Annotated in this window: 22 protein-coding genes; 15 read left to right on the top strand and 7 right to left on the bottom strand. The window is 57.7% G+C overall.

The window, feature by feature from the left end:
* The first annotated feature begins 1 nt into the window (after position 1).
* Together BLQ98_RS04380 and BLQ98_RS04375 are read left to right on the top strand one after the other, a co-directional pair.
* The gene (locus tag BLQ98_RS04380) at positions 2-1,462 is read left to right on the top strand and encodes a biotin carboxylase (protein ID WP_093732124.1); all 1,461 of its coding nucleotides are present in this window, start codon (positions 2-4) and stop codon (positions 1,460-1,462) included.
* An 18-nt stretch (positions 1,463-1,480) separates the two neighbouring features.
* Positions 1,481-2,455 (top strand): C45 family autoproteolytic acyltransferase/hydrolase, encoded by a 975-nt coding sequence (locus BLQ98_RS04375; RefSeq protein WP_093732123.1) that lies wholly within the window; start codon positions 1,481-1,483, stop codon positions 2,453-2,455.
* 65 nt (positions 2,456-2,520) lie between these two features.
* Here the strand turns inward: BLQ98_RS04375 and BLQ98_RS04370 are convergent, their stop codons facing one another.
* The gene (locus BLQ98_RS04370) at positions 2,521-3,081 is read right to left on the bottom strand and encodes a type 1 glutamine amidotransferase domain-containing protein (RefSeq protein ID WP_093732122.1); all 561 of its coding nucleotides are present in this window, start codon (positions 3,079-3,081) and stop codon (positions 2,521-2,523) included.
* 166 nt (positions 3,082-3,247) lie between these two features.
* On the opposite strand from BLQ98_RS04370, the gene BLQ98_RS04365 reads away from it, so the two are divergent.
* The 7 genes from BLQ98_RS04365 (at position 3,248) to BLQ98_RS04335 (ending at position 12,236) form a co-directional block, all read left to right on the top strand.
* A complete protein-coding gene (locus BLQ98_RS04365) occupies positions 3,248-3,895 on the top strand; it encodes a paraquat-inducible protein A (RefSeq protein WP_093732121.1) in 648 nt (215 codons plus the stop codon).
* An 11-nt stretch (positions 3,896-3,906) separates the two neighbouring features.
* Positions 3,907-4,512 (top strand): paraquat-inducible protein A, encoded by a 606-nt coding sequence (locus BLQ98_RS04360; protein ID WP_093732152.1) that lies wholly within the window; start codon positions 3,907-3,909, stop codon positions 4,510-4,512.
* The gene (locus BLQ98_RS04355; RefSeq protein WP_244148368.1) at positions 4,505-6,589 is read left to right on the top strand and encodes a PqiB family protein; all 2,085 of its coding nucleotides are present in this window, start codon (positions 4,505-4,507) and stop codon (positions 6,587-6,589) included. The genes BLQ98_RS04360 and BLQ98_RS04355 overlap by 8 nt, the downstream gene beginning before the upstream one ends.
* A 3-nt stretch (positions 6,590-6,592) precedes the next feature.
* Positions 6,593-7,156 carry a PqiC family protein gene (locus tag BLQ98_RS04350; protein ID WP_093732119.1) on the top strand — a complete coding sequence of 188 codons (564 nt, stop codon included), beginning with the start codon at positions 6,593-6,595 and terminating at the stop codon, positions 7,154-7,156.
* Positions 7,157-7,377: 221 nt separating this feature from the next.
* Positions 7,378-9,513 (top strand): polysaccharide biosynthesis tyrosine autokinase, encoded by a 2,136-nt coding sequence (locus BLQ98_RS04345; protein ID WP_093732118.1) that lies wholly within the window; start codon positions 7,378-7,380, stop codon positions 9,511-9,513.
* A gap of 113 nt (positions 9,514-9,626) precedes the next feature.
* Positions 9,627-10,655: a hypothetical protein gene (locus BLQ98_RS04340; RefSeq protein WP_093732151.1), complete on the top strand. Its 1,029-nt coding sequence runs from the start codon at positions 9,627-9,629 to the stop codon at positions 10,653-10,655.
* Between the two features lie 18 nt (positions 10,656-10,673).
* On the top strand, positions 10,674-12,236 hold the full coding sequence (locus BLQ98_RS04335) for a substrate-binding domain-containing protein (protein WP_093732117.1): 1,563 nt from the start codon (positions 10,674-10,676) through the stop codon (positions 12,234-12,236).
* Between the two features lie 43 nt (positions 12,237-12,279).
* On the opposite strand, the gene radC is transcribed toward BLQ98_RS04335, so the two are convergent.
* The 5 genes from radC to dnaK all read right to left on the bottom strand — a co-directional run bounded on the left by radC (position 12,280) and on the right by dnaK (position 18,807).
* Positions 12,280-13,041, bottom strand: a complete 762-nt coding sequence (radC, locus tag BLQ98_RS04330) for a RadC family protein (protein WP_093732116.1) — start codon at positions 13,039-13,041, stop codon at positions 12,280-12,282.
* 395 nt (positions 13,042-13,436) lie between these two features.
* On the bottom strand, positions 13,437-14,639 hold the full coding sequence (locus BLQ98_RS04325; protein WP_093732115.1) for an IS91 family transposase: 1,203 nt from the start codon (positions 14,637-14,639) through the stop codon (positions 13,437-13,439).
* Positions 14,640-14,650: 11 nt separating this feature from the next.
* Positions 14,651-15,523 (bottom strand): tyrosine-type recombinase/integrase, encoded by an 873-nt coding sequence (locus tag BLQ98_RS04320; RefSeq protein WP_093732114.1) that lies wholly within the window; start codon positions 15,521-15,523, stop codon positions 14,651-14,653.
* A gap of 142 nt (positions 15,524-15,665) precedes the next feature.
* The gene (dnaJ, locus tag BLQ98_RS04315; RefSeq protein ID WP_093732113.1) at positions 15,666-16,823 is read right to left on the bottom strand and encodes a molecular chaperone DnaJ; all 1,158 of its coding nucleotides are present in this window, start codon (positions 16,821-16,823) and stop codon (positions 15,666-15,668) included.
* 76 nt (positions 16,824-16,899) lie between these two features.
* Positions 16,900-18,807: a molecular chaperone DnaK gene (gene dnaK / locus BLQ98_RS04310; RefSeq protein ID WP_093732112.1), complete on the bottom strand. Its 1,908-nt coding sequence runs from the start codon at positions 18,805-18,807 to the stop codon at positions 16,900-16,902.
* A 208-nt stretch (positions 18,808-19,015) separates the two neighbouring features.
* Here dnaK and BLQ98_RS04305 point away from each other — a divergent pair, with 208 nt between their 5' ends.
* Positions 19,016-19,618 (top strand): alpha-ketoglutarate-dependent dioxygenase AlkB family protein, encoded by a 603-nt coding sequence (locus BLQ98_RS04305; RefSeq protein ID WP_093732111.1) that lies wholly within the window; start codon positions 19,016-19,018, stop codon positions 19,616-19,618.
* 2 nt (positions 19,619-19,620) lie between these two features.
* Here the strand turns inward: BLQ98_RS04305 and BLQ98_RS04300 are convergent, their stop codons facing one another.
* Complete coding sequence (locus BLQ98_RS04300; RefSeq protein ID WP_093732110.1) at positions 19,621-20,445, bottom strand: ABC transporter permease; 825 nt, start codon at positions 20,443-20,445, stop codon at positions 19,621-19,623.
* A gap of 113 nt (positions 20,446-20,558) precedes the next feature.
* Between BLQ98_RS04300 and cysQ the strand changes: the two genes are divergently transcribed.
* The 5 genes from cysQ (at position 20,559) to BLQ98_RS04275 (ending at position 25,384) form a co-directional block, all read left to right on the top strand.
* A complete protein-coding gene (gene cysQ / locus BLQ98_RS04295; RefSeq protein WP_093732109.1) occupies positions 20,559-21,356 on the top strand; it encodes a 3'(2'),5'-bisphosphate nucleotidase CysQ in 798 nt (265 codons plus the stop codon).
* The gene (locus tag BLQ98_RS04290) at positions 21,356-22,156 is read left to right on the top strand and encodes a 3-deoxy-manno-octulosonate cytidylyltransferase (RefSeq protein ID WP_093732108.1); all 801 of its coding nucleotides are present in this window, start codon (positions 21,356-21,358) and stop codon (positions 22,154-22,156) included. The genes cysQ and BLQ98_RS04290 overlap by 1 nt, the downstream gene beginning before the upstream one ends.
* A gap of 283 nt (positions 22,157-22,439) precedes the next feature.
* Positions 22,440-23,339, top strand: a complete 900-nt coding sequence (gene galU, locus BLQ98_RS04285) for a UTP--glucose-1-phosphate uridylyltransferase GalU (protein WP_093732107.1) — start codon at positions 22,440-22,442, stop codon at positions 23,337-23,339.
* A gap of 24 nt (positions 23,340-23,363) precedes the next feature.
* The gene (gene galE, locus BLQ98_RS04280) at positions 23,364-24,347 is read left to right on the top strand and encodes a UDP-glucose 4-epimerase GalE (RefSeq protein ID WP_093732106.1); all 984 of its coding nucleotides are present in this window, start codon (positions 23,364-23,366) and stop codon (positions 24,345-24,347) included.
* Positions 24,344-25,384, top strand: a complete 1,041-nt coding sequence (locus tag BLQ98_RS04275) for a glycosyltransferase family 2 protein (RefSeq protein ID WP_093732105.1) — start codon at positions 24,344-24,346, stop codon at positions 25,382-25,384. Before galE ends, BLQ98_RS04275 begins: the two co-directional genes overlap by 4 nt.
* Positions 25,385-25,471: the final 87 nt, after the last annotated feature.

Raw genomic sequence — 25,471 nt, 5'->3', positions numbered from 1 at the left:
CATGACAACGACTGTTCTTAAGAATATCTCGGAAATTCGCCGGTTCTTTCACCGTAACGAAGACCCTGTGTACTTTATCTCGGCCACGAACTTTAACCTTCTGGGTCTCGATGAGTGGGTGAAAAACTTCAAATACATCTGCTATATTGACTGCTACGGCGGCAAGCACCCGAACGTGTTCTGCCCCTCGGAACAGCCCCATGCGGAATTCCAGAGCATCGAAGACATCAACAATTATCTGCTGCAGCACAAAGAGGTTATCGACTTCATCAAGCGGCGCGGTGGCAAGCCCAAGTTCGTGTTCCTGATGTTTGACGAGGAAACCGAACGCCTGTCGAAAGAGCTGGGGGCGGATGTCTGGTTCCCCAAGGCCAAGCTGCGTCAAAAGATGGACAACAAGATCGAAACCGTCCGGATCGGCAACAAGGCCGGTGTGCCGTCGGTGCCGAACGTGCTGGCCGAGGTCAAAGATTACGAAGACCTCAAAAAGACCTGCGAGAAGGCCGGGATCGGGCACGATCTGGTGCTCCAATCCGCCTTTGGCGATAGTGGCCACACGACGTTCTTTATCAAGTCCGAAGCAGACTTCCGCCGTCATGAATCCGAGATCGTCGGCGAGGGCGAGATCAAGATCATGAAGCGCATCGACTGTCGCGGCTCGGCCATCGAGGCATGTGCCACCAAGGAAGGCACGATCGTGGGCCCGCTGATGACCGAGCTCGTTGGCTTTAAGGACCTGACGCCCTATCGCGGGGGCTGGTGTGGCAACGAAATCCTGTCGACGGCCTTTCCACCCAAGGTCCGCCAGAAAGCGCGCGAGCTGACTTATAAATTCGGGGAACAGCTGCGCAAAGAAGGCTATCGTGGCTATTTCGAACTGGATTTCCTGATCGACAAAAAGACCGGAGACATCTGGTTGGGCGAGCTGAACCCGCGCATCACAGGCGCGTCGTCGATGACGAACCACGCCGCCTTTGCCCATGCCGATGCGCCGCTGTTTCTGTTCCACCTGCTGGAATTCAGCAAGAAGAAGTTCAATCTGGATGTCGAAGAGCTGAACAACCGCTGGGCTGACCCGCAGAACATCGATGGCTGGAGCCAGATGGTGATCAAACACACGGACGACAGCGTCGATATCTGCACCGAAGCGCCAGAGACTGGTATCTACAAGATGAAGGAAGACGGCAGTGTGGTGTTTGACCGCTTTGACTATCACCGTCGTGCCGTGGAATCCGAGAACGAGGCGTTCTTCCTGCGCATCTTGCAGCCGGGTGATTACCGCTATGAAGGGGCCGACATTGGCATCCTTGTGACCCGTGGGCGGTCGATGACCAAGTCTTTCCAGTTGAATGAGCGCGCGAAAAAGTGGATTCACGGGATCAAACAATCGGTGAATGGTCGTCCGTTGCCCGTCGCAGAGGCGGGGCCAGCGATGTCTGATCCGGCGTTCAAGATCCTTTAAGCACCGAAAGGGCAGCATATGCTGTGGCGTGCCATTTCAGAAGAATTGCCCGGCCCGAAATGGGCCGGGCTTTTCGCCGAATATTGGCCTTTCTACCGTAAATGGTGGCTGAAGGAAGGTGAACCCGCGCGCCCGACCTATGCCGAATGCCGTCGTGCACTTAAAACTCATATGCCCGACCTCATCCCGCTGTACGAAGACCTGTGCGACCAGGCGGGCGGCGGTGATCTGGCAGCAAGGTTCCTGAGCTTCTATTGCCCGCCGCCCTATCTATCGGGGTGCAGTCAGGCGGTATGGGGTGGCAAGGAACCTGTCATGGTGCGCAACTATGACTATAATACCAACGCGTTCGACAGTCTGGTTTTGCGCACCGGCTGGAATGGTCGTCGCGTGATGGGCACATCTGACGGGCTGTTCGGGTTGGTCGATGGGGTGAATGATGCGGGTTTGTCGATTTCGCTGACGTTTGGTGGCCGGCGTGTGGTGGGCGTGGGCTTTGGCGTGCCGCTGATCCTGCGCTATGTGCTGCAAACCTGCGAGACTGCCGAGCAAGCGGGCGAAATTCTGGCGCGTGTGCCGACCCACATGAGCTATAACGTCACCGTGCTGGACCGCAAACGCAAGTATCTGACCGCGCTGATGGCGCCGGATCGTCCGGCGATCATCACCAAGGCGGCCGTGGCGACGAACCATCAGGAAAACGTCGAATGGATCAGCCACGCACGGTTCACCGCGACGGTCGAGCGTGAGAGATACCTGCTGCAACGGCTGCGGTTTCACCGTGATCCGGAAGAAAAGTTCATCAGCACGTTCCTCAAGCCGCCGCTTTATTCGCACCAGTTTAACGCAGGCTTTGGCACGCTTTACACCGCCGTCTATCGCCCCCGTAAACGCGAGATGGAGCACCGTTGGCCCGGAACCGTCTGGCATCAAAAACTGGATGCGTTCGAGGAAGGGTCACGCAATGTGCTGATGCCCGTCACGGTAACGTAGACCGCGGACACGCATGAAAAAAGGCGGGACATCTGCCCCGCCTTTGTCCTCCGCTTACACCGGATTTATGCGGCTTTGCGGTTGTGTTCACCTTCTTCGACTTCCTCGACGATCTTGGCGATAAACGCGTCCAGATCCTCGGGAGAGCGACTTGTGATGATGCCCTGATCCACAACAACTTCGCTGTCCTCGTAATGCGCACCGGCATTTTTCACGTCTGTCGCAATAGAGGCATAGGAGGTTGCCGCGCGGCCCTTGATGATGCCTGCTTCGATCAACAGCCAAGGGGCGTGGCAGATCGCGGCCACGGTCTTGCCCGCGTCGGCAAAGCTTTTAATCAGGGCTACGGCGTCCTTGTTGGCGCGCAGCAGATCGGGGTTGATCTGGCCGCCGGGCAGCACAATCGCGTCATAGTCGTCGACGGTGACATCTGACAGTGCTTTGTCAGCGGCAATGGTGTTGCCCCAGTCGTCCTTGTCCCACCCTTTGATATCGTTTCCATCGGGGGTCGCGACATGGACTGTTGCCCCGTTGGCCTTGAGGTCATTCAACGGGCGTTCCAGTTCGGATTGCTCAAAACCATTGGTGGATAGGATCAGAATTTTCGCGTCTGTGATCTGTGTCATTAGAAAGCTCCTTTCGTGTTCGCTATCTTCACCGACACAACGTCGCGGAATAGCGAATGTTCCTGAACGGAAAGCAGCACTGGCGGGCTCTTGCCTGCGTCAGGGATGACCATTTCGTGTCTAGAAACCGATACACACGGGTCATGATCTCCACTATACCAGCGGGATGAAAGACACGGACGATCACACCTCCCCCCCTGATCTGGAGCAGATAATCGTCTGCCCCCAGTGCGATGCTGTGTATCAGCTGAAAATCCCCAGCATCGGCGAAAAAGCAGTGTGCGAACGCTGCCACACGGTGCTGATCGAGCCGCGCAAGCAGGCGGGGCTGAAAATCATCGCCATCGCCTTCGCAACTTTTGTCCTGATCCTTGGCGCGACGTTCTTTCCGTTTTTGAATATCGATGCGGCAGGGAACAAAAACTCTGTCTCGGTGATGGATGCTGCTCTGGCGTTCTCGACCGGGCCGCTGCTGTTGCTTTCACTGGCGACGGCTGCCCTGATCATGCTGGTGCCCTTGGCGCGGGTGATGCTGACGCTCTATGTGCTGGTGCCCGTTGTACTGGACCTGCCACCTGCGCGTCACGCCATGCAGGCTTTTCGGCTGTCGCAGGCGTTGCAGCCTTGGTCGATGGCCGAAATCTTTGCGCTTGGCTGTGCGGTGGCGCTGGTCAAGGTGGCCGATCTGGCAACTGTGGGGTTTGGGCCAGCATTCTGGATGTTTTGTGGTTTGGTTGTTCTGATTGTGGCGCAGGACAAATTCATGTGTAAGTGGTCGGTATGGAATTCGCTGGAAAATCCCAAAAAATCCTAAGCGCCCGCGAAATGGGTCTGGTTGCCTGCACACGGTGTACGCGTGCCTGGCCCATCGGTACGCCGGTTTGCCAACGTTGCGGCCACAAGATGCTGTCGCGCGACTTTGGTAGTATGCAGCGGGTTTGGGCGTTCTGGGTCATGGGGCTGCTGTGCTACATTCCGGCCAATGCCTACCCGATGCTCAAGACGCGCACGCTGTTTCAGGTGGACGAAAGCACCATCGTCGGCGGTGCGGTCGAACTGGCACATCACGGGGCCTATGGCATTGCGTTCATCATCCTGCTAGCGTCGGTCGCAATCCCGCTGGCCAAGTTCTGGGCCATCGCCTTTCTGGCGGTCAGCGTCAAAAGACCCAATGCCGAAGCGCAGCGGTCGCGCCATGTGATGTATGAAATCGTAGAGTATATCGGCCGCTGGTCGATGATCGATATCTTTGTGGTTGCGATCCTTTCGTCGCTGGTGCAACTCAAGACATTGGCGACAATCAATCCCGGCCCTGCGAGCATGTTCTTCGCCTTGTCGGTCATCTTTACCATGCTATCTGCACAAGCATTCGACTCCAGACTGATCTGGGACACGAACGCTTCCGATGGGGATCCCGATCAACATGTCTGACACGCCACCCGAGGTTAAGGTTAAATCCGCGCGCAAGCTGTTTTTAAGCGGCGCGTCCATCGTCTGGATCATTCCGATTTTGGCGCTGGTTGCGGCATTGGGTGTGGCGATCAGCAGCTACAATTCCCGCGGTCCTGTGATCTATGTTGAGTTCGATAAAGGGGCAGGGATCAAAGCGGGCGAGACCGAACTGCGCTATCGCGACGTGACCGTGGGCCGCGTCGAGGAAGTTGGTTTTACCACCGGCTTGGGCAAGGTTGTCGCGACAATCCGTGTCGACAAGAACGTCGGTCCCTTCATCGACGCCAGCGCGTCGTTCTGGATCGTGCAGCCCCAAGTATCGGCGCAGGGCATCACCGGCTTGGGTACTGTGCTAAGCGGGGTCTACATCGAGGGCAGCTGGAACGATGAAATAGGCGAATTTGCCGAACGCTTCGTAGGGTCGGATGCGCCGCCCTTGATCCGCGCGGGCCAATCCGGTTTGCAGATCGCGTTTCGCACCGTGGGGAATGGAACGCTGACGGATGACGCCCCCATTCTTTATCGCGGGATCGAGGTCGGTCGTATCGGTAAGGCGGCGATCGCGCCAAGGGGAAATTTCGCCATCGTAGAGGCGCTGATCTACGAAGAGCACCGCAACCTGATCAACAGTAGCACTCGTTTCTGGGATACCTCCGGGTTCAGCCTGTCCTTTGGACCTGGCGGTGCCGAAGTCGATTTTGAATCGATTGCGACGTTGATCGGCGGGGGGATTACCTTTGACACTTTCGTCTCTGGTGGCGACCGCGTGCAGGATGGCACTGTTTTCGATATCTTCCCCACCAAGGAGGACGCGCGCAGTGCAGTGTTCAACGCCACGGATGTCGAACCTTTGATGCTTAACGTTATTTTCGACGACAATGTTTCGGGCCTCGCCGTCGGTGCCACCGTAGAGTTGAGCGGGCTGAATATCGGCGAAGTCGATACCCTCTCTGGGATCGTGGATTTTGATCAGTTCGGCGACAGCCGTGTGCGGCTGAACGCAACGCTGGCAATCCAGCCGGCGCGCCTTGGATTGCCGGGGGATGTGACTGCCGAAAGTGCGTTTGCCTTCTTGCAAGACCGTGTCGTGAATGGGCTTCGGGCAAGACTTGCATCTGCAAGCCTGCTGACGGGCGGTCTGAAAGTGGAACTGGTGGTCGTCGACAACGCTCCGACCGCGCGGCTTGTCCCTGCGGGCGACAACTTCCCCGTGATGCCCACGACCAAGAACGAAACATCTGACGCCGCAGCCACGGTCGAAGGTGTGTTTAGCCGTATCAACAACCTGCCGATCGAAGAGCTGCTGAACAGCGCCATCGGTCTGATGAATTCGCTGCAAGCTTTTGTCGGCAGTGATGAACTGCAACAGACCCCCCGCGATGTCCGCACGTTGATTAACGAGGTCACGGGGCTGGTCTCGTCTGAATCGGTGCAGAATATTCCCGTCTCGCTGAATGCCACTCTCTCGCGTGTCGAAACGCTTGTCGCCACGCTCGAGGAAGAGCAGATGGCAGCACGTCTGCTGGCCGCTGTGGACTCTGTCTCGGAAGCTGCCGATTCCCTCACCACCTCGACCGAGGGCGTGCCCGAGTTGATCGAAGAAATGAAGACTGTCGCCGCCAACGCAAGCGAGCTTGAATTGCAACAGCTGGTCGACGAACTGACAGCGCTGACACGGTCCGCCGATCAGGTTATCGGCACACCAGACGCCGTCGCGCTGCCCGGTTCGCTCAAGGATGCGTTGGACGAGCTGAACTACACGCTGCGCGAGCTCCGCGAGGGCGGAGCGGTCGAGAATGTGAACCGTACCTTGGCCTCGGCGCGCAATGCGGCGGATAACATTGCCGTTTCTGCGAAGGATTTGCCGCAGATCGTGACTCGCCTAACGTCCGTCTTTACGCAAGCAGAGCGGACGATCGAAGGGTATAACAAGGGCGACGAGATCAGCCGCACCGCACAGGAAACCATGCGGGACATCCAAAAAGCGGCCGATGCGCTTGCATCTTTGGCGCGCACCATCGAACGTAACCCCAATTCATTGTTGCTGGGACGGTAAAATATGAACGTAGTAAAAAGTATCGCAAGCCTTGGTCTGGTGGCAATCTTGGCAGCCTGCGGATCTGCCGATCGCTATGCCGTCGAGATGCCGCCTGTCACAGAGCGTGTCGGTATCCAATTCAACGCCGTTGAGGTACGTGACGTGTCACTGCCCAGCTATGCCGCTGCCGATGAGATCCATATGCGCGCGTCCAATGGTGCTTTGGTGAGCTCTTCGGACGAACTGTGGGCCGATGCGCCCGAACGCGCCGTAGCCCTAGAGCTAAGCGAGAACCTGTCGCGCCTCACAAGCCGCCGTATCGCGTCAGAGCCATGGCCCTTCGAAGCTTATCCTGACGCCCGCCTTGAGCTGCGGTTCAGCGAATTGCTGGCGACCGAAGCAGGCCAGTTCCGCGCTTCCGGCCAATACTTCGTCGCCGTCCTGACCGGCGGGCGTGAAAGATCAGGGTTATTTGATCTGTCCGTCGCATTCGACCCCAAGGGCGGCCCCGCGGCCATCGCTAAGGCGCGCGGGCAACTGATCCTTGATTTGGCCAGCTATATCGCGAAGAATGGCCTTAAATGATGTTTCTACGGGATCATTTCCCAAGATGTAGCAAATTTTATACGACTTTTGATTGAATTTTTCTCATAAGGATTTAGCAAAGCCGCCAACACCCCTAGGGGCGCAATCGCAGGACAGGCAGATCCTCTCTCCATGGTCACCAACCCGCATATCTGTGACTTCGAAGGCGCTGTGCCTCGACCCTTCTTTTTAGCCATTTCCGGCAATGACCAACGGGCGACATGCATATGATGAACCAAAGCCAATCGAACTTTTCCGCACCTAGGGACGAAGATGACGATACCATCGACCTTGGCGCGCTGATTGGTACATTATGGCGGGGCAAATTGATCATCGCTGCGGTCACGCTGATTTTTATGCTTTTGGCCGGGTATTGCGCCTACGGCGTCGCGGTCCCGACCTACCGGTCAACGGCGGTGGTGGTGCTGGACACCAAGGAAGACAGCATTGTCGACCTGCAAGCCGTCGTGGGCGGGTTTTCCGGCGATTCAACTGAGGTTAACACCGAGGTCGAAGTCTTGCGCTCGCGCGGGCTGGCCGGAAAGGTTGTCGACCGTCTGAACCTGATCGATGATCCGGAGTTTAACGGTAAACTACGCGAGCCGTCGATGATCGGCGGTATGATCTCGGGCTTGCGCGGGGTTTTGACATCACGCACCCCTACAGAAGAGCTGGACCCCGAACTTCAGAAAACTAAAATTCGCGACTCCGTCGTGCAGGCTTTGCTGAACAAGGTTTCGGTTTCCAACATTCGCCAAAGCCTGGTTTTCAACGTTACTGCCGAAACAGAATCAGCAGTGAAATCAGCCCTGATCGCAAACACAATTGTCGAGCTGTACATCCTGAACCAGATCGAAGTGAAATTCGAGGCGACAGAGAAAGCCACAGAATGGCTGAGCAACCGGGTATCCGAGCTTCAGATCGAACTTGAGAACGCGGAGAAAAAGGTCTCTGACTTTACAGCGCGCACGCAGCTTGTCTCCATCGAAGGGCTGCAAGCGCTGGAGCGTCAAATCAAGGAATTGCGCGACCGTATTGACGGTGCCGCACTCTCACGCCAAGCGCTGGAAACACGGCTCGCCAATCTGGAAGCCGCGCAGACACCCGCAGAAAAGCGTGATGCCGCACAAGACGCCGCGCTGACGCGTATTTTTAGTAACGGTCTTTCGTCAGACACCAACCAGACGGCATTCGATCTACGGTTCGAGACAGTGGTGAACCGGATCCGGTCTGATCTTGCGCGCAGCAGCCAGCAGCTTGAAGCGCTGCGTACCTCGGAAAGCGAGCTTGCCGCACAATTGGCGTCGCAGGGTCAGGACCTGATCGCGCTACAACAGTTGACCCGCGAGTCCGAAGCAACCCGGCTGCTCTATGAATATTTCCTGACCCGCCTGAAAGAAACCTCCGCCCAAGAGGGGATCCAAAAGGCCGACAGCCGCATGTTGTCGAATTCAGTGGTCCCTGATGCGCCAAGCGCGCCCAAGAAATCGCAGATTATTGCGCTGGCAATGATCCTGGGCGCGATGGTTGGTTCTGGCTTGGTGCTGCTTCGCGAATTCAGAACCCGCACCTTCCGCACCGCGACTGAGTTGGAGCATCACACCGGATACACTGTGATCGGACAGATCCCTTTGATTCCTGCGCGTGACCGAAAAAACACGCTCAAGTATCTTGAGGATAAACCCACATCTGCCGCCGCAGAAGCGATCCGCAACCTGCGTACATCATTGATGCTATCGAACCTCGATAAGAAGCCTCAGGTTATCGTCTCCACGTCATCGATCCCCGGTGAAGGTAAGACCACAGTTTCGCTGTCGCTTGCTAAATTCCTGTCAGGACTCGGAAAATCAGTCCTGCTGGTCGAAGGCGATATCCGCCGTCGTACTCTGAACGAGTATTTCCCCGACATGCCGCGTAACGGTATCGCGTCGGTGCTCAACGGCGATGTAAAATTTGCAGATGCGATCCATCGGCCGGACGGTTTCGGCGCGGATGTTCTGGGTGGGGAAAAGACCAATGTGAATGCGGCGGATATTTTCTCCTCTGACCGGTTCAAAGCCTTTATCTCCGAGATGCGCGACCAGTATGATTTCATTATCATCGATACGCCGCCGGTTCTGGTTGTCCCTGACGCACGTATCATTTCCCAAAACGCCGACGCGATCCTGTTTTCGGTTAAATGGGATAGCACGAACAAGGGACTTGTCGAAGAAGCTATGCGGTTCTTCCACAATTCGAACCAGCGGATCACTGGGCTGGTGCTTAGCCAGATCGATGAAAAGGGCATGAAGCGCTACGGCTACGGTGGCGAATACGGTGCCTATGGCAGCTACGGCAAGGGCTATTACGATAGTTAATCAGGGCTTGGGCGTGCCTCAAAACCGCCCAAATCTTTCCCCTCAAGGGTCATAACAGGGCCGCTGTGATGCGCGATATTCATTGGGAAGTTATTCCCAGTGAGGACCATCAGATGGCACGTATGAATAAGATCGCGACAGCTGTTGGCACGCTCGCCTGCGCCTTGGGCATCGGCTACGTGATGCAAAATACCGACGCTGCGACAGCCCGCTATGGGTCTGAGGCGGCGGTGAAAGAACAAGAGCTACGTCGCCTCAGCAGCGAGAACGCTGTACTTGAGGTTGAAGACATCGTGCTGACCTCGGCCGAGTTTAGCGCTGCGCCGCTGGAGCCGACGCTAGCGCTGCCTGATTCGGCCCCCGTCATGTTGGCCGCGGCGAGCGCGGATGAACCCATTGCGCGCCCAGTTTCCGCCCCAATTTCGGCGGAAGCGCCCCAGTCTCCGACCGCTGAGACACAAACCTGCGATATCAGTGCCAATGCGCGCCCTGTGGCGGGTGCTATGGTGAACCTGACGCTGGCTGCCCCGTGCATGCCCAATGAACGGATTACCGTACACCACAACGGGATGATCTTTACGCAAACGTCTTCGGAAAAGGGCACCCTCGACATCACTGTTCCCGCTCTTTCGCAAGACGCGACTTTCGTCATTGCGTTTGGCAATGGCGACGGGGCGATTGCAGAGGCCAAGATCGACGATCTGGCAGAGTTCGACCGGGTGGTTCTGCAATGGAAAGGTGACACTGGTTTTCAGATGCACGCACGTGAATTCGGGGCTGACTATGACAGTGTCGGCCATGTCTGGGCAGGCACGCCGCGCAGCGTAGCATCTGCCATCACCGGAGAGGGCGGATTCATGACGTTGAACGGCGACCTCAGCGCGGCTGAGCCCCTGATCGCGGAGGTCTATACTTTCCCCGTGCTAACCGAAGGTCAGGACGCACGCGTGGCACTGACGGTCGAAGCCGAGGTGATCAAGGCGAATTGTGGTCAGGAAATCGAAGCGCAGTCCATCGAACTTCTTGGGGATGCAAAGATCAAAACCCAGGACTTGAGCGTTGCAGTGCCGGATTGTGATGCCGTAGGCAGCTTTCTTGTGTTGAATAATCTGCTCCAAGACATGAAGGTTGCGGGACACTAACGCAACGCTTGGGGCCTTATGATCACGATTATACGTGCGGCGGTTTTCGCCGCACTTTTCTTATGTTCGGCGGCGCAAACGATATGGGCGCAGGACATCGCGCTTTCGTCCCGCGACGGCAAGATCGAATTGAGCGGCACACTGCTGGGCTTTGATGGCGAATTTTATCGCGTCGAAACCGAATACGGCGAGCTGACGATCGACAGCACCGGCGTGCAATGCGAGGGGCCCGGTTGCCCCAATCTGGATCATTTCATCGCAGAACTGCAGCTTTCGGGGTCTGCAACAATGGGCGAGATACTGATGCCTGCCCTGATCGACGGGTTTGCGCAGCGCAATGGCTATCAAGCCACCCGCGAGGACGAAGAGGGCAACCGTTTCACCTATCGTCTGGTCGACGAGAAAAGCGGCCAGACCGTTGCCCTATTTATGTTTCGGGCCAGCAACAGCGACGAAGGCTTTGCCGATCTGTTGGCGGATGAGGCGGACATTGTGATGTCCCTGCGTGAGATGCGTACCGAGGAACGGGTCCGGGCCCGTGAAGCGGGAATGGGCGACATGACGGGCCTGAACCGCAGCCGTGTGCTGTCATTGGATGCGGCGGTCCCTGTGGTGTCGGCGTCGAATCCGGTAAAACAGATATCGCCGCTGATGCTGGCGCGGGCGTTCGCCGGCAAGGTGACGAACTGGCAAGCACTTGGCGGGCCGGACGCGCCGATTGACCTGCATTTGCCCGACGACAGCAGCGGGTTAGCACAGGCGATCAGTGATCAGGTCATGCGCCCCGCAACGCTTACGTTTACGGACACGATCACGCGACACGCCCGACCCGCCGATCTGGCCGAAGCCGTCGCTAAAGACAGTTTTGCGCTTGGCATCACGAGCTATGCCGAACAGCGCGATACTGAGGTGTTGACGCTGTCGGGCAGCTGCGGCTTTGCGCTGGACGCATCGCGCCGGACCATTAAGACCGAAGACTACCCGCTGACCGCGCCGATGTTTCTGTATTTCCCGGCCCGACGTTTGCCGCAGGTGGCCCGCGAATTTCTGGCATTCACCCGCAGCCCTGCTGCCCAAATCGTGATCCGGCGTGCAGGATTTGTCGATCAAGCACCCGAGGAAATTCCGATAGAGGAACAGGGCAACCGCTTTACCAACGCGATCGCGGTCGCTGGGCCCGAGATCACGCTTGATGAATTGCAGCGGATGAACGCGACGCTGAAACCCATGGCGCGGTTGTCGACCTCTTTTAGGTTCGAGGCCGGGTCGGTGCGGCTGGATGCACAGTCGCGATCAAACGTGCAGCAGCTCGCGCGGGCGCTAGAGGTCGGTCAATACGATGCCCGCCGTCTGTTGTTTGCGGGTTTCAGCGACGGGCAGGGTGCGTCTTTTGCCAACCGTGACATCGCGCTGCGCCGTGCCGAGGCGGTGCGCCAAGCTGTCATCGCCGCCGCGGTCACCGCCAATCTTGAACGGGTCACGCTGGATCTTGATGCTTTTGGCGAAGCGATGCCGATGGCCTGCGATGATACGGCGTGGGGTCGGCAGGCCAACCGCCGTGTAGAGGTCTGGGTTCGCTAGCATCGGCCCTGTACCGGCGCTGGCGCACAGGGCTGCTTTGCAATCACAAATATCCGGCGCTGCGAAAGCTTAGCTCGCGGGATTTGCCGATAATTAGATGGTCGTGCAACGTTAGCCCCAATGTGCTGCAGGCCGCAAAAATCTGCTGTGTCATGTCGATGTCGGCCTGTGATGGCGTCGGGTCGCCCGACGGGTGGTTGTGCACCAGAATAAGCGCGCTTGCATTCAGCTCTAGCGCGCGTTTTGCAACCTCGCGGGGGTAGACAGGCACGTGATCTACGGTGCCTTTGCCTTGTTCCTCGTCGCCGATCACGACGTTCTTGCGATCAAGGTAGATCACGCGGAACTGTTCGGTTTCTCGGTGCGCCATGGTGGTGTGGCAATAATCCAGCAGCGCGTCCCAGCTCGACAACACATGTTGGCGCAGGAGCCTCGAACGCGCCATGCGGTGGGCCGCTGCCTCTATTATCTTGAGTTCGACGATGACCGCGTCGCCCACACCCGAAACGTCCCGTAGCCGTGGCTCTGAGGCGGTGATCACACGGTTGAAGTCGCCGAAACGGTCCATCAGCGTTCGGGCCAGCGGTTTCACGTCACGGCGGGGGATGGCGCGGAACAGGACCAGTTCAAGCAGCTCGTAGTCGGGGATGGCCGCAGCACCGCCCTGCATAAAGCGCGCGCGCAGCCGTTGCCGGTGATCCGCGATGTAAGACGGTTGTTTGCCCGAGGGTGCAGGCACCGCCACAGCCTCATCCCCCAGAAAGGGTAGGCGCGGGTCAGAGAAATGAGCGTTGTTGCGTCCCATAGGCCCAGAATGTGGCCAAAGAAGTTTTCATCACGTTAATGCGGGCAGAGGGGGAACAAAAAAGGGCGGAGCCTGCGCCCCGCCCGATGTCTTCAATGTCTAAGGTTTGTGGCTGCTGTCAGCGCGAGCTGCAGCGGCGGCAAATCCGACAAGGAGGAAAGCGCGGGCTGTTTTTGGTGCTATGGGGATTGTGCGTTACGGCTGCAGCGTTTGATGCGCAGAGCGAGCGGGATTTTGACGACGGGCGGCGTTTGCCGGTTTATTTACCCAGCATGACTTTGCCATTTGGTGTCCCATGATGCCGCCGCAGGCGTGATGTGGCATCGGGGTTTTTGAGAGGGCCGCACTGACTGGTCCGGCGTCTGCGCAAGGCAAGGTCGGATTTTCTAGTTGTATCATGCGGCGTCCTCCCATGGCGGAGCGCGGGATTTGGGTGTTTGGCCGCGCAGGAAGATCTCAACTATGATCATCGCACCACCGCATTTGGGGCACGGCTGATGCACGGGCGGATCTTCGGGTTCGGAGTTTGTGGCTTCGTCCGGCATTTGAGTGGGTTCTGGTTCGGCAGCAAGCAACCGCCTGATCTGTCCGATCCTGTCGCGGCGTATTCCATTTGCCAAGAATCCTGTGTGGCGGATGCGGTGGAAGCCAGAGGGCAGGACGTGGATCAGGAACCTGCGGATGAACTCATCCGTAGACAGGTGCATGACCTTCATTCGTTCTCCCTGCTTGATGCGATAGTCTTTCCACCAGAAGGCCACGATGTCCGCATCTGCGCTGACAAGCCGGTGGTTTGAGATCGCGATGCGGTGCGTGTAACGGCTCAGATATGCCAGTACCGCCTCGGGCCCACCAAAGGACGGTTTGGCATAAACGATCCAGTTGGTTTTGCGCAGCGGGGCGAGATGGACCGCGAAGACTGCCGGATCAGCCAACTCCGCCAGATCGCCGAAGAACTTGAGCTTGCCTGCCTTGTGCAATCGGATCAACCCTTCGAGAAAGAGGCGACGGAACAGCTTCGACAGGACCTTCACAGGCAGGAAGAACCCAGAGCGACAAGCGATCCATCGTGTGCCATCAGCAGACAACCCACCCCCGGGCACGATGACGTGCACGTGCGGGTGGTGCATCATCGCAGATCCCCATGTGTGCAGAACTGATGTCATGCCAATCTTTGCACCAAGGTGTTTTGGGTCGGCTGCGATGGTCACAAGCGTCTGGGCCGACGCCTTGAACAGCAAGCGGTATACGGCGGCCTTGTTCTGATAGGCGATGTCAGCAATCTGGGCCGGAAGCGTGAAGACCACGTGGAAGTATTCGACCGGCAACAGATCCTCCATCCGCGCCTGCATCCAGTCCTGTGCCGCAGCACCTTGGCACTTCGGGCAATGCCGGTTCCGGCACGAGTTATAGGCGATGTGCTGGTGGTCGCACTTGGTGCAAGCGGCAACATGCCCGCCGAGTGCGGCGGTCCGGCAGGCCTCAATGGCTGACATCACCTTCAACTGCGGCAGATTGAGATGCCCTGCATGTTCGCGGCGATACGCAGGCCCATGGGCGCGGAAGATATCCGCGACCTCCAGTTTGGGACGGGGCATCGTGGCGGGGCTTAACCCGGACCGACCTCACGGTTCACCAACAAATCCAGCGGGCTGGTCACGCTCTGGATCGTCTTGGTGGCCACCTTCGTATAGACCGTCGTCGTTTCCAGCTTGGCATGGCCCAACAACACTTGGATCACCCTGATGTCGGTCCCGCTCTCCAGTAGATGCGTGGCAAAGCTGTGCCGCAAGGTATGGGGCGACACCTGCTTCTTGATCTCGGCAAAGTCACACGCCACGCCAAAGGCGCGGTTTAACTGCCGTGTCGAGATCGGGTCGATCCGGTTGCGACCCGGGAACATCCAACCTCTCGGGCGCACCTCACGATAATAATCACGCAACAGAGCAAGCAGGTTTGGCGACAACATAACCTGCCGGTCCTTACGGCCCTTACCTTGCTCGATCCGGAGCAACATCCGGTCGCTGTCGATATCGCCGACCTTGAGATGCGTGACCTCACTGGCCCGGAGCCCACCACCATAGGCCACGCTGAAGGCCGCACGGTATCGCAACCCAGGCCCTGGTGCTGCTTCGATGATGCGCACGACTTCCTCGGCGCTCAGCACCACAGGGATTTTCTTAGCTGCCCGCTGATACCTCATGTGCCGCTTCATTTCGGGCCGGGGGCACGTCGCTGAGAAAAAGAAACTGAGCACCGTCAGTCGGTTGTTGAACGTCGGGGCACCAACGCCGCGTTCCTTCATATCAAGCTGGAAGGCCCGCAGCTCTTCCGGCGTCGCGCTGTCCGGCGCGTGCCCCAGAAACCGTGTAAAGTCACGCATCCCTCGCAGATACATCGTTTGCGTCTTCGGCTGCAGTCCCTTGATCTGCATATCTTCGAGAAACCGCTGGCGCAGCGCTGGTACATATTGGTCTGACATTGAAACCTCCTGTTGGTCAGATTGAGAAGGTCTCAATCGTCCAACAGGTTCGTCAGTTCACAAAATCACCACGCTTCGATCTTTGCGAAACACCAGAAACACGCGCCAATACCGCGAGAGCGGTTTCGTCCTTGTCGGCCAATCAGCCCTTCATCGAATCCCAGAAGGATTTCACCGACGAAAAGAAGCTGCTGCTTTCAGGGTTGTTGTTAGAGGATTCTTTTTCGAATTCCTGCAACAATTCCTTTTGGCGGCTGGTCAGGTTCACCGGCGTCTCGACCGCCAGTTCGATGATCATATCGCCCGTGCCACCCCCACGCAGCGGGGGCATACCCTTGCCACGCAGACGCATCTGGCGACCAGACTGGCTGCCCGCCGGAATTTGCACGCGCCCACGGCCACCGTCGATCGTCGGCACTTCGATGCTGCCCCCAAGGGCGGCTGTGCTCATCGACACGGGAACGCGGCAGAACAGGTTTGGCCCATCGCGTTCAAACAGCTTGTGTTCCTGCACCTCGATAAAGATGTACAAATCACCCGTTGGACCGCCTCGCATACCCGCTTCGCCTTCGCCGGCCAGACGGATGCGCGTGCCGGTTTCAACGCCCGCAGGGATGTTCACAGACAGTGCGCGGTCTTTTTCAACGCGGCCAGCGCCACGGCAGGATTTACACGGGTTCTTGACGATCTGGCCCATGCCCGAACAGGTGGGGCAGGTGCGTTCGACGGTGAAGAAACCTTGCTGCGCGCGGACTTTACCCATGCCAGAGCAAGTGGGACAGGTTGTCGGCTCTGCGCCGCCCTCTGACCCGGAGCCGCTGCAGGAATCACAGGCAACCGAGGTGGGCACATTGATCGACTTTTGCATGCCCCGGTACGCATCTTCGAGCGTGATCCCAAGGTTGTAGCGCAGATCGGCACCGCGTGCGGCACGCCGACCGCCACCACCCCGTTGGCCGCCCATAAAGTCGCCAAACAGGTCGTCAAACACATCGGAAAACGCCGAGGAAAAGTCGCCCTGACCGCCACCACCACCGAACCCGCCGGGTCGTTGGCCGCCACCGCCCATGCCCCCTTCGAAAGCTGCGTGACCATAGCGGTCATAGGCGGCTTTCTTTTCGGGGTCTTTCAAGACTTCGTAAGCTTCGTTCGCTTCTTTGAACTGGGCTTCGGCGTTGGGGTTGTCGGCATTGCGGTCGGGGTGCAATTCCTTGGCTTTGGTGCGGTAGCCTTTTTTGATCTCGTCGGCAGAGGCACCTTTAGCAACGCCGAGCGTCTCGTAGTAATCACGTTTGGCCATGAATTAACTCCTACGCTGGAACGTGATGGGCCGGCCCGGCAAGCGGACCGGCCCATCAGTGGTTCCGTGGGCGTGCTTACGCGCGCTTGTTATCGTCCAGATCTTCGAAATCGGCATCGACGATATCGTCGTCACCACCGGAGGCGTCAGCAGCCGGAGCAACGTCTTCGTTTTCGTCCTGAGCCGCTTTATAGATGGCTTCGCCCAGTTTCATCGCTGCCTCGGTGACGTTCTGGATGCCGTTGTTGATTTTATCAACATTGTCGGTCGCCAGTTCATCGTTCAGCGCAGCAATGGCCAATTCGATCGCTTCGACGGTGGTCGGGTCAACCTTATCACCATGCTCTTCCAGCGACTTTTCGGTCGAGTGGATCAGCGATTCAGCCTGGTTCTTCGCTTCGATCAATGCGCGGCGCTCTTTGTCAGCGTCGGCATTTTCTTCGGCGTCTTTCACCATTTTGTCGATGTCCGCATCGGACAGACCACCAGAAGCCTGGATCGTGATCTTCTGCTCTTTGCCCGTGCCTTTATCCAGCGCGCCAACAGCAACAATACCGTTTGCGTCGATGTCAAAGGTCACTTCGATCTGGGGCATACCGCGCGGTGCAGGAGGAATGCTTTCCAGATTGAACGCGCCAAGGATCTTGTTGTCCGCAGCCATTTCACGTTCGCCTTGGAAGACGCGGATGGTCACGGCGCTTTGGTTGTCCTCAGCGGTCGAGAAGACCTGCGACTTTTTGGTAGGGATCGTGGTGTTGCGGTCGATCAGACGGGTGAACACGCCACCCAACGTTTCGATGCCCAAGGACAATGGTGTTACGTCCAGCAAAACAACATCTTTGACGTCGCCTTGCAGAACACCCGCCTGAATGGCGGCACCCAAGGCAACAACCTCGTCAGGGTTCACACCCTTGTGCGGCTCTTTGCCAAAGAACTTGGACACTTCTTCGATCACGCGTGGCATACGGGTCATACCGCCGACCAGAACGACTTCGTCGATTTCGGATGCGGATACACCGGCATCTTTCAACGCAGCAGCACATGGTTTCATCGACGCTTTGATCAGGTCACCCACCAGCTGCTCCAGCTTGGAGCGGGTCAGCTTCATCACCATGTGCAACGGCGAGCCGTCTTTGCCCATCGAGATGAATGGCTGGTTGATCTCTGTCTGGCTTGCGCTCGACAGTTCGATCTTGGCCTTCTCGGCCGCTTCTTTCAGACGCTGAAGCGCCATCTTGTCTTGGGTCAGATCAACGCCGTTGGTCTTTTTGAATTCATCCGCAAGGTAGTTCACGATGCGCATGTCAAAGTCTTCACCACCCAAGAATGTATCGCCGTTGGTGGATTTGACTTCGAAAAGACCGTCGTCAATTTCGAGAATGGTCACGTCGAATGTACCGCCGCCAAGGTCATAGACCGCGATGGTTTGCGTTTCTTTCTTGTCCAGACCATAGGCCAGCGCGGCCGCTGTCGGTTCGTTGATGATCCGCAGCACTTCCAGACCGGCAATCTTGCCCGCGTCTTTTGTAGCCTGACGCTGAGCGTCGTTAAAGTAAGCAGGAACAGTGATAACTGCCTGGGTAACTTCTTCGCCCAGGTAGGATTCAGCCGTTTCCTTCATTTTGCCAAGGATGAACGCAGAGATTTGCGAAGGGGAGTATTTCTCGCCCTTGGCTTTTACCCAAGCGTCGCCGTTCCCGCCGTCGATCACGGTGAAGGGCAGGTTCTTTTTGTCCTTGGCCAGATCTGCGTCGTCATTGCGACGGCCGATCAGGCGCTTAACGCCGAAAATTGTGTTGTCCGGATTGGTAACCGCTTGCCGTTTGGCAGGCTGGCCAACCAGACGTTCGTCGTCTGTAAAGGCGACAATGGATGGCGTGGTGCGTGCACCTTCCGCGTTTTCAACAACGCGAGGCTGGCTGCCGTCCATGATGGCGATACAGCTGTTTGTCGTTCCTAGGTCGATACCAATAACTTTGGCCATGTTTGATCCCTCATTTACTCAAGGCGATGACACGAAGCGCAGGCCCGTTGTGGCACCCTTGCCCCGATCTTTTTCACCAAAGGCCGGATGCCTTCAGCGGTTCTCGGCGTATATAAGGAGCAGATATGGACCCTGCAACCGTTGCATGAGAAAGGAAACGCGGATTCTGCGTGGATTTTTCGCCAAAGCAGGCAAGAAGGGCGTTTAGATGACGATATTGCGGTTACGCGGCTTCGAAATTCATAAATCCCACCTTACGCTGTCAGCACAACGCACGTTGCTGGATACTGTGCGCGGGGTGGTAAAGCAGGCGCCGTTCTTTCGGCCCGTCATGCCGGGGGGGCAGCAGATGTCGGTGCGTATGACGTCTGCGGGCGATTATGGTTGGCTGTCAGACGCGCAGGGCTATCGCTATGCCGAGGTCCATCCAAACGGCTCGCCCTGGCCGGCGATCCCATCGGATGTCCTTACGATCTGGAATGACCTGACCGGATTAGAGCGTCAGCCGGATTCTTGCCTGATCAACTACTATGCGTCGGACGCGAAAATGGGGCTGCATCAGGACCGGAACGAGACCGATTTTCGCTGGCCGGTCGTGTCAATCTCGCTCGGGGACGAAGGATTGCTGCGCGTTGGCGGGCAAAAACGCGGCGGCAAGACGGACAGTCTATGGCTGCAATCAGGGGATGTCGTTGTCATGGGAGGCGAGGCGCGCCTGAACTATCACGGGATCGACCGCATCCGTGCGGGGTCATCGACGTTGCTGCCCAAGGGCGGAAGGATCAACATCACGCTCAGGGTTGCGACCTGAGATCAGCGTCGCGCGCTCCAGCTGGCAGAGGCATGTTTGCGCGTATAGAATTCGCCCATCAGCCCGATCACCATAAGCACCACCCCGACCCAAACGGCATATTCCCAGTTACTATAGCGCGGGTTGTAGTTGATAAATGCATACCCACGGGCCTGATCAATGGCGTGGAACAAGGGGTTCCAGTCAAACATGGCCAGCATGAAGGACGGTAGCGAATTGGCCAGAAACATCTTGCCTGAAGCAATCATATTCGCCCGCTGGTAGATCGTCGTAAAGATCTGCGTAAAAGAGGGTGCCCACGGTTTGATGGCCAGCAACACCATGCCGACAGCAACCCCGGTGAACCACGCGATCAGCATCATGAAAAACACGCCAGCGGTGTCGTAAATCACGATCGGGTTGAACGCCAAATGGTAGATCGACATGATCAGGATCAGCGACAGCATCTGGATGTAGAGCGATCCCAGTGCTGCAGCCGCCAGAGAAATCATCGTGGTCATCGGCGCATGTTTCATCATGGCGCTGGCGGGCCCTTCGGAACCGGCCACGGCTGATACCGTCTTGGTGTGCATCATGAACAGGAAAATACCCGTCATGATATAGATCACGAAATCACCCCGAATGGCAGATCCGCGCATACCGAGGACCGAAAACATCACATAGAACACGCCCACGAAAATGACCGTTTGCATAATGTTGATGGCGATGGCTGCAAACGCATTGTTGTGCTGCTTGCGCACAGAGCGGACGATCGAATGGTAGACGAGTTCGAAAAAGTTGACTGCCGAGCCTATATTGCCCCTGTTGGTGCGCCGTGGTTGAAACATTGTTGTAGCCTCTTTGTGACGTACCCTCGCACGGAATTCTTGCTGTTCCGTCAAGGCGCAATCATAAGGGGTTTGCGCAAAGTAATCAACGAAACTGAAAAGGTCGCGACATTATGGATTATGAACAGCTGGTAACGGTGATGCGCCGTTTGTCGATCGAAGCAGGCGACAAGATCATGGAGATTTACGGCTCGGATGATTTCGAGGTCAAAACCAAATCTGACGAAAGCCCCGTGACCATCGCTGACGAAGCCGCGGACCAGATCATCTCGGACGGGCTGCGCGCCGCTTTCCCTGATGTGATGCTTGTAACCGAAGAGCAATCCGCCACCCATTCGGCGTCGGGCGATACTTTTCTTATTGTGGATCCGCTGGACGGCACCAAGGAATTCATCAACCGCCGTGGCGATTTTACCGTGAATATCGCATTGGTCGAAGGCGGCGTGCCGACGCGCGGTGTCGTCTATGCACCGGCCCGATCGCGGATGTTCTTTACGCTGGCCGACGGCAGCTCCGTCGAGGAAACCGGTGATTTCCCCAAGGATAGCATAGGACCGGTGCAGCCGATATCAGTCTCTAAACCAGATAATACGGCTCTGATGGTGGTGGCGTCAAAGTCACACCGCGATCAGGCGACCGATGATTACATCGCCAAATACAATGTGCGCGATATGAAAAGCGCGGGCTCGTCGCTGAAATTCTGCTTGATCGCGACCGGCGAAGCGGACCTTTACCCGCGCGTTGGCCGGACGATGGAATGGGACACGGCTGCGGGCCATGCCGTTCTGACCGGTGCTGGGGGCGCAGTTGTGCGTTTTGACGATCTGACCCCGCTCACTTACGGCAAAGCCGATTTTGCCAACCCTTTCTTTATCGCCCATGCGCCGGGCGTTGATTTGAAAGCCTCCTGATGTCTGTCCTAATTGTTATTCCTGCGCGGTATGCCTCTACGCGCTATCCCGCTAAACCGCTGGCGATGCTGACGGGGGCGGGCGGCAATACGCGCAGCCTGATCGAGCGCAGCTGGCGTGCCGCCAGCGAGGTCCAGGGCGTCGACAAGGTGGTCGTGGCCACCGATGACGACCGCATCAAGGACGCCGCCGAAGCCTTCGGGGCCGAGGTCGTGATGACGTCAGTCGATTGCGCCAACGGCACAGAACGTTGCGCCGAAGCCCATACGGTTCTGGGCGGCGGGTACGACATCGTCGTGAACCTGCAAGGCGACGCACCGCTCACGCCGCATTGGTTTGTCGAAAGCCTTGTGCAGGGTCTGCGAAACGACCCTAACGCAGGGATTGCGACACCTGTGTTGCGCTGCGATGGTGCCGCGTTGAACGGGCTGCTGGCTGATCGCAAGGCCGGTCGCGTGGGGGGCACCACTGCCGTGTTCGCGGCTGATCATGCGGCGATGTACTTCTCTAAGGAAGTCGTGCCGTTCACATCGAAAACCTATGACGATGCGGACGCGACACCGGTCTTTCACCACGTAGGCGTCTATGCCTATCGCCCCGATGCGTTGGCGTCCTACTCGTCGTGGAACGTGGGCCCGCTTGAACAGCTCGAAGGGCTTGAACAGCTGCGGTTCATGGAAAACGGCCATAAGGTGCTTTGTGTAGAGGTCGAGGCCAAGGGCCGCCAGTTCTGGGAACTGAACAACCCCGAAGATGTGCCCAAGATCGAAGCAATGATGGCCGAGATGGGGCAGGACTGACCGCGCTGCCCAATCGCTTTCGCCGAGATTGCGTTTGGGCGGGCAATCTGCAACGAATAGGCCCGCAGCCCGCAGAGGTTTTCATTTATTTTCAGAAAACGGCGGATAAGGCGCAAAATTGCGCAGGCTGTGACGCAAGGGGGGTTTTGTGCCGCAAAATCAGCAAGAAGCCGCCACAATTCGGGCGCTGGTCTTATTTAGGACTGGCAGCATGATGGTTTGCAATTCACTGAGCACTAACTTCAGTTATCCGCACGTATATTTATAAGGGCAGCGATTTCACATGGCTAAGAAAGTAACAAAAGCGATTTTTCCGGTGGCTGGTTTGGGAACGCGGTTTTTGCCCGCGACGAAATCTGTTCCCAAAGAGATCATGACCCTGGTCGATCGCCCGCTGGTGCAATACGCCATCGACGAAGCTCGCGCGGCCGGAATCAAGGAATTCATCTTTGTCACATCCCGCGGCAAGGGTGCGCTGGAAGACTACTTTGACCACTCTCCCGTGCTGGAACAGGAACTGCGCTCCAAGGGCAAAACGGAGCTGTTGGAGATCCTTAAGGACACCAATATGGATAGTGGTGCCATCGCCTATATCCGCCAGCACAAAGCACTTGGTCTGGGTCACGCGGTATGGTGCGCCCGTCGTCTGATTGGCAACGAACCCTTTGCGGTGATGCTGCCCGATGACGTGATCGCAGCTGACAAGCCCTGCCTGCAGCAGATGATCGAAGCCTACAATGAAACCGGTGGAAACATGGTTGCGGCGATGGAAGTGAACCCTGAAAAGTCCTCTTCTTACGGTATGTTGGACATTGATGACGGTCCATCTGACGGGGCCTTGGTCAAGGTCAAAGGCATGGTCGAAAAGCCCAAAGCCGAAGACGCACCGTCGAACCTTGCCGTGATCGGCCGCTATATCCTGTCGCCAAACGTACTGAAGAACCTGAACCAGCTAAAGTCCGGCTCGGGCGGGGAAATTCAGCTGACAGATGCTATCGCGGCGGAGCTGACCCAAGGCAACGATGTCTACGGCTACCGCTTTAAGGGCCAGCGTTTTGACTGTGGTTCTAAATCTGGGTTCTTGCAAGCGACGGTCTCCTTCGGGCTGGCCCGCGAGGAACTGCGCGATGATTTGCGCGCCTATCTGCAAGACATCATGCAGGGCGAAACTGCGGCGCAATAAGCGCAGGACGATAAGGACGGGCGTATGGCGAATATCTTGGTCACTGGCGGCGCAGGCTATATCGGGTCGCATGCGTGCAAGGCGCTGGCCGCTGCAGGCTATACGCCTGTCACTTTTGACAATCTGGTCACCGGCTGGCGCGATGCGGTGAAATTCGGCCCCTTTGTGCAGGGTGATCTGCTGAACCGGGCCGAGATTGATGCCGTGTTTGAACGGTACCGACCGGTCGCCGTCATGCATTTCGCCGCGCTTAGCCAAGTGGGCGATAGCATGAAACAACCCGGCACCTATTGGCGCAATAATGTCGAAGGGTCGCTGAACCTGATCGAGGCGACGGTCGCGGCGGGCTGCAAACAGTTTGTCTTTTCATCCACCTGCGCGACCTATGGCGATCAGGATAATGTCGTGTTGGATGAAAACAGCGCGCAACATCCGATTAATGCCTACGGGGCCTCCAAGCGCGCAATCGAAGATATCCTGCGCGATTTCGAGGCCGCCTATGGGCTGCAAAGCGTGATCTTTCGCTATTTCAACGTCGCCGGTGCCGACCCCGAGGGCGAAGTGGGCGAATTCCACCAGCCCGAGACGCATTTGATCCCGCTGATGCTGGACGCCATCGACGGCAAACGGGATGCGCTGACGATCTTTGGCACCGATTACGATACGCCGGATGGCACCTGCATCCGCGACTATGTGCATGTCTGCGATCTGGTCGACGCCCATGTGTTGGGGCTGAACTGGCTGCTTGAGGATAAGGGCAGCCGTGTGTTCAATTTGGGCACCGGCACAGGGTTTTCCGTGCGCGAGGTTGTTGAGCAAAGCCGTGAGGTGACCAACCGCGCCGTACCGATGACCGAAGGCGACCGGCGACCGGGTGATTGCACCAAGTTGGTCTCGGGCTCGGTCCGCGCTGAGACGGAGCTGGGCTGGCGGCCCAAACGATCGACCCTGCCGCAGATGATTGCAGACGCATGGAGATGGCACCAAACCGGCGACTATAGCGCATGACGGATAGCGCCGCTGGTCCTGCGTCCCGATGGGCCCGCCTGTGGGGCGCCTACCGGATGCGGTTGAAACGGCGGCGGCTACTGTGGCGTGGGTTGCGGTCGCGGCATCAGCTCGGGGCCTCGTCGGGGCAAGGGGCAATCCCGCCTGACGGGGTGCTCGCCTTTGTCGTGCTGCGTAACGAGGCCGCGCGGCTTCCGTATTTTCTGCAGCACTACCGCGACCTTGGCGTTGCCCATTTTCTAATTGTCGACAACGGCAGCGATGATGGCAGCGCCGACCTGCTGGCGGCGCAGCCCGATGTGACCCTGTGGCAAACCTCGGCCAGCTATCGCGGGTCGCGGTTCGGCTTGGATTGGCTCAACTGGCTGCTGTGGCGGCATGGGCACGGGCGCTGGTGCCTGACCGTCGATGCCGACGAACTGCTGGTCTATGACCAGATGGAGAAGGGGAAACTGCCCGCGCTCGCAGGGCAGCTTGAGAGGGTAGGCCGCGTCGGATTCGGCACGCTGATGCTGGATATGTTCCCAAAAGGGCCCTTGGGCGCACAGGCCTATGTGCCGGGAGATGATCCGTCGCGCATATTGAACTGGTTTGACGCCGGACCATACCGCGCTGTACGTCAGTGGCCGCTGAACAACCTGTGGGTGCAGGGCGGGGCGCGTGAACGCATGTTCTTTGCTGATAAGCCTTCGCAATCGCCAACGCTGAACAAGATACCGCTGGTGCGCTGGAACCGGCGCTATGTCTACGTCAATTCAACCCACTCTTTGCTGCCACCGGCGTTGAACGACCTCTATGATGGGCCGGGAGCGGAGACCCCGTCAGGGGTGCTGCTACACAGTAAGTTCCTGCCAGAGATCGTTGCAAAATCCCTTCAGGAAAAGGCGCGTGGGCAGCATTTTCACACACCTGAGCAGTTTGACGGCTACTATGACCAGATCGCCGATGCCCCCGATCTGTGGCACGCTGGCGCGCAGCGCTATACCGGACCGGCGGATCTAGAAGCCTGCTGCTTGATGCGCAGCCCTTGGGGTTGATGGCCGTACCGGCTGCTATTCCACCAGCGCAGCGTGTAACTGTTTCAAATTACGTTGTTTATAAAGACGGCCCATGACATATTGTCC

The organism is Sulfitobacter litoralis (genome assembly GCF_900103185.1).
Lineage (GTDB): Bacteria > Pseudomonadota > Alphaproteobacteria > Rhodobacterales > Rhodobacteraceae > Sulfitobacter > Sulfitobacter litoralis.
This window is presented reverse-complemented; position numbering and strand designations above follow the sequence as displayed.